Annotated in this window: 1 protein-coding gene; it reads left to right on the top strand. The window is 36.6% G+C overall.

Annotated features, from left to right (window positions below; all coding sequences use genetic code 11):
* The coding region (locus AC1DTM_RS31140) for a PolC-type DNA polymerase III N-terminal domain-containing protein (protein ID WP_477001780.1) at positions 1-547 on the top strand (547 nt) is incomplete at both ends.

Here is a 547-nt window from a genome sequence, read left to right as displayed (position 1 = left end):
GATTTCAAATTTTGCTCCAACAGTTGCAAATACCAGAAGACCTTATAAATCAATATTTACATGGCGGTGGAATTGAAAAGCTAGTTATTGATAAAGCGAATAAAAGTTGGCATTTTGACTTACAAGTGCCACGTATTTTGCCGACAGAATTATATGAGTTGCTAGAAACAAAGCTTAAGCAATCATTTTCTCATATTGCAAGAACAACATTTGCATTAGAAACAGAGAATAAACAATTTACAGAAGAAGAAGTGAAGGCATATTGGCCGCTTTGTACAGAACGAATTACATTTTCACCTATGTTCGCGTACTTAAAGAAGCAACTTCCGCAGGTCAATGGCGTGAAGTTGCTAGTAAATGTGAATAATGAGCTGGAATCTACTGCTTTAAAGAAAAACGTTGCGAAACCAGTAGGGGATCAATACGAAGCTTTTGGATTCCCACGTTTTCAGTTAGACACACATATAAAGCAAAATACAGAAGAAATGCAAAAGTTTCGTGAGCAAACACAGGAAGAAGATCGTCAACGAGTTATACAGGCTATGGA

It is taken from the genome of Bacillus sp. P4_D3 (assembly GCF_056401855.1).
This window is presented reverse-complemented; position numbering and strand designations above follow the sequence as displayed.